Origin of the sequence: Bacillus sp. HY001 (genome assembly GCF_007558965.1) — a bacterium.
GTDB classification, from domain to species: Bacteria; Bacillota; Bacilli; order Bacillales; family Bacillaceae_G; genus Bacillus_A; species Bacillus_A mobilis.
Genome location: NZ_VLTE01000158.1, coordinates 1 through 3,944, shown reverse-complemented (window position 1 = coordinate 3,944; position 3,944 = coordinate 1). Strand labels below are relative to the sequence as shown.

The following is a 3,944-nucleotide window of genomic DNA, read 5'->3' as shown; positions in this document are numbered from 1 at the left end:
AGTTGACCGTAATGACTTGACTAAAAATTAAAATGTAGTGGCAACAAGTTTAATAAATTCAATTTGATTAACCATCCTGTGTTTAGAGGTGAAACATTTGATTATAAAAAAAAGTTCGGATAAAAACATAAAAAAAACAGATGAAAAGTCAAGCAGCAATATGCATTCAATAGAAGATTTGCTTGAAAAAGCAAAAAAATCTCATGATTTTTATCAAACGCAGCTAACGAAAACTGAGGGGTATTTACTTATATCGTATTATACTTCAATAATTGATCAGAAAAAATTAGAAGAGCATATTTTCCCGATCTTTAGAGCTCCATTTTACCAAAGCAATAATATTAAGAATATTAATGACATACAAAAAATAATCCCTATCGAAGATATTATAATAACGGATGATATTGGTTGTATTAAATCTAAATTGATGACAGGGTACGCTATCATTCAAATTACTGAAAAAGATAAATGTTGCGCTCTGGTAAATATATCTAATACAAATGCTGGAATGCGTGTTCAAAACAACGTTGAGAATGAGTATAGTGTGATTGGGCCAAGAATTGGTTTTATTGAAGATATTACAACTAATTTAAATTTGTTACGACAAACTGTTAATACGCCAGATTTAATATTTAAAGAAATTCATATTGGTACAATTTCGAACACTAAAGTAGTGGTCGCCTATATTGATGGGGTAACAAATGATGACTACGTTCAAACAATGATACAACGTTTAGAAGCTATAAATTATGATGTAGTTTTTGACTCTTCTCAGCTCCATCAGATAATAGAAGATAATTCCAATTCGCCTTTTCCTCTTCTACTCCCAACAGAGCGTATTGATAAGGCTGCATTTTCTTTAGTTAACGGTCAGGTAGTTGTATTTAATCATGGTTCGTCTTACGCGATTACCGGGCCATCCACATTACTTGATTTTTTCACATCCCCTGAAGACTACTACTTTCCCTGGGTATTAGCTTCATTTTTTCGTGTTATTCGGATATTAAGTGTATTATTCTCAATTTTTGCAACACCAATATATATTGCAGTCTTAACTTATCATTCTGAAATGATACCTAGAGTATTACTTAGCACCCTTGGGTTTTCTCGTCATAATGTTCCTTTCCCTCCAGTGTTAGAAGTGATTTTTTTGGAACTTACAATCGAACTTTTAAGAGAAGCAGGCGCAAGGTTACCAACTAAAGTTGGCCAGACTTTAGGGATAGTAGGTGGTATTGTCATTGGTCAAGCATCTGTGGAAGCTGGATTAACTAGTAATGTATTACTTATTATCGTAGCATTAGCAGCGTTAGCTTCATTTACAACACCAAATTATAAAATGTCTAATAACATTCGATTTTTAAGATTTCCGTTAATATTTTTTTCAGCTGTTTGGGGTGGATTAGGAATTGTAATAGGTATTTGTTTTATACTTACACATATTACGCGATTAGAATCATTAGGAGCACCCTATACAGTTCCGTTATACCCTTTAAGGGTTAAAGATTATTCAGATACCTTTCTTAGGCTACCATTAAATAAAACCGAAAAAAGAAAAACTTATTTACGTCCAAAGTCTATTTGGAGGTATCATCCTAATCCTGAAAGAAAAAAGAAAAATGATTTTGATGAATGAGTAGTTATTGAGGTGAATAATGAAGAAGTATTTTTTGGGAGTATTTTGTATTAATTTGTTTTTAGTTGGTTGTGTTAATCAAAGAATTATTGATCATGTCCAAATTATTCAAGTCCTAGGCTACGATTTAAAAGAAGAAAAAGTAAAAGGAACAGTTGTGTATCCAACTTTCGAAGAACAAGGAAAAAATATATTTCATACATTGAGCACTGAGGCGGAAACTTTTGATAAAGTACTTATAAATTTAAATTCTAAATCCTCCTACCCAATTGATATAGGGCAACTACGTACAATTTTATTTAGTGAAGATTTTGTTGAGGAACAAAAGATCGATGAAATTATCCAATATTTAAGTAGAGATCCTATTATAGGATCTCGGCTTCAAATGGGGATTACTGAAGGAGATGTCGAGGCAGTTATAAAATCTAGTATGTCAGAAAAGGTCTCTGCTCACTTCTACGATAAAATCAATCAGAACATTAAATATGCGGGATTACCTAAAATGAACCTTCATATATTTTTGAATGATTTTTATAGTGAAGGAAAAGATCCTTATCTACCTTTTTTATCTTAGAAGATGGGAGAGCTAAAATTGATGGAATTGCATTATTTAAAAAAGGAAAGTATATAAATCATATTAATTTGGAACAGTCCTATCTATTAAGATTATTAGATTCTCCAATCAAACACGGTAGTTATGAGACAAAAGTGGAAGATGATAATAAAGAAGGGAGAATTTTTTTAAGAAGTTTAGATTCGAAATCGAAATATAAAATCAAAAACGAAAAAAATCCTGTAATAAACATCAAGCTATCTTTAAAAATTCAGGTTAAAAAGGTTCCCAAATGGATTGATTTATCCAAGAAAGCAGATGTTCAAAAGACGGAGAAACTATTGGAGGCACACTTTAATAAACAAATTGAACAGTTGATTTCAATATTTCAAGAATACGAAGTAGACCCGATTGGGCTTGGAGAGAGACTCAAGGCTAAATCAAAAAACTGGAATTATCAACACTATTTAAGTTTTTATCCTCAGATGAACATTTCAGTTGATACAAATGTGGATATAATTCAGACAGGTTTAGATGAGTGAATGTCCCATAAGGAGGATGACTGTGAAAAACGTTGTTAATGAACGATTTATGGTATCAGATTTTTATGTCTTTTTTTTAATATTCTCTAACGTCATTGGTATTGGAATTTTGAACTTCCAGAGAGAGATAGCAAAGGATGCCGGCTATGATGCTTGGTTATCAATAATCTTAACAAGTATTAGTATACATATGGCAATTTGGTTGATATATAAGATACTAGAGGCAGTTAACAATGATATAATTTTTATTAACCAGTATTGTTTTGGAAAATGGATCGGGTGGCTATTTAATTGCCTTTTTGTTATTTATTTTTTTTCATTGGCCATAATTGTTTATAGAGTATATATTGAAGTTGTACAAGTGTGGATGTTCCCTTTAATGAATACATGGCAAATAGGATTAGTATTTCTAATCTTGATTTATTATATTGTTTCAAGTGGATTCCGCGTGATTGCAGGCATTTGTTTCTGGGGTACAGTCATCCCGCTATTGATCCTTCCCCCTCTTAATTTATTTGCAATTGATTACGCTGACATCAACAATATATTACCATTGTTTAACCATTCCTTAACAGATATATTAGGATCTTCTAAAACCATGTTTTTTCAATATCTTGGCTTTGAAGCAATACTAATGTTTTATCCTTTTCTCAAAAAACCTGAAAAATCAAAAAAATGGGCGCACCTGTGCGTATTTTTCATTACCTTACTATATCTTTATATTGCTTTTCTGACATTTTTGTACTTCAGCGAAGAATATCTTAAACATACCAATTGGCCTTCAATATCAATAATGAAAATAGCCGAGTTCCCTATAATTGAAAGGTTTGAAATTGTTGTAGTTTCAATTTGGTTCCTATTGGCTCTACCAAATATTTGTATTAAATTATGGGCTGCGTGTAGAGGTGCTAGAAAAATAACAAATATTAAACAAAGAACTTTTTTAATCCTTTTTTTGATTTTAATGTTATGTATAGGGAATCTAATCGAGAATAAAGACCAGATCCAAAGTCTTTCGCAACTATTTTCAAAAGTCGGATTATATCTTATATTTTTATACTTACCTGTACTCTATCTTCTCATTAAAATAAAAAAGAGTACCATCTAAATTGAGTTCTTTCGGTCTAATGACACAAAAGTTCGCATGGATTGAATAAAATTAATTTAGCAACTGGTATAATTATTGGTGTATGTAATCTTATAAATTGTTTAA

Annotated in this window: 4 protein-coding genes; all 4 read left to right on the top strand. The window is 31.1% G+C overall.

Features of this window, described 5'->3' with window-relative positions; all coding sequences use genetic code 11:
• Positions 1–160 precede the first annotated feature (160 nt).
• Genes FOT98_RS29590 through FOT98_RS29575 form a run of 4 tightly spaced genes read left to right on the top strand, consistent with a single transcriptional unit; the run spans position 161 to position 3,839 of the window.
• Positions 161–1,636, top strand: coding sequence for a spore germination protein (locus FOT98_RS29590; RefSeq protein WP_046199532.1), 1,476 nt, complete (start codon positions 161–163; stop codon positions 1,634–1,636).
• A gap of 19 nt (positions 1,637–1,655) precedes the next feature.
• Positions 1,656–2,210 (top strand): Ger(x)C family spore germination protein, encoded by a 555-nt coding sequence (locus tag FOT98_RS29585; protein WP_224742185.1) that lies wholly within the window; start codon positions 1,656–1,658, stop codon positions 2,208–2,210.
• The gene (locus FOT98_RS29580) at positions 2,204–2,731 is read left to right on the top strand and encodes a Ger(x)C family spore germination C-terminal domain-containing protein (RefSeq protein WP_100651353.1); all 528 of its coding nucleotides are present in this window, start codon (positions 2,204–2,206) and stop codon (positions 2,729–2,731) included. The genes FOT98_RS29585 and FOT98_RS29580 overlap by 7 nt, the downstream gene beginning before the upstream one ends.
• A 16-nt stretch (positions 2,732–2,747) precedes the next feature.
• A complete protein-coding gene (locus FOT98_RS29575; protein ID WP_002078656.1) occupies positions 2,748–3,839 on the top strand; it encodes a GerAB/ArcD/ProY family transporter in 1,092 nt (363 codons plus the stop codon).
• Positions 3,840–3,944: the final 105 nt, after the last annotated feature.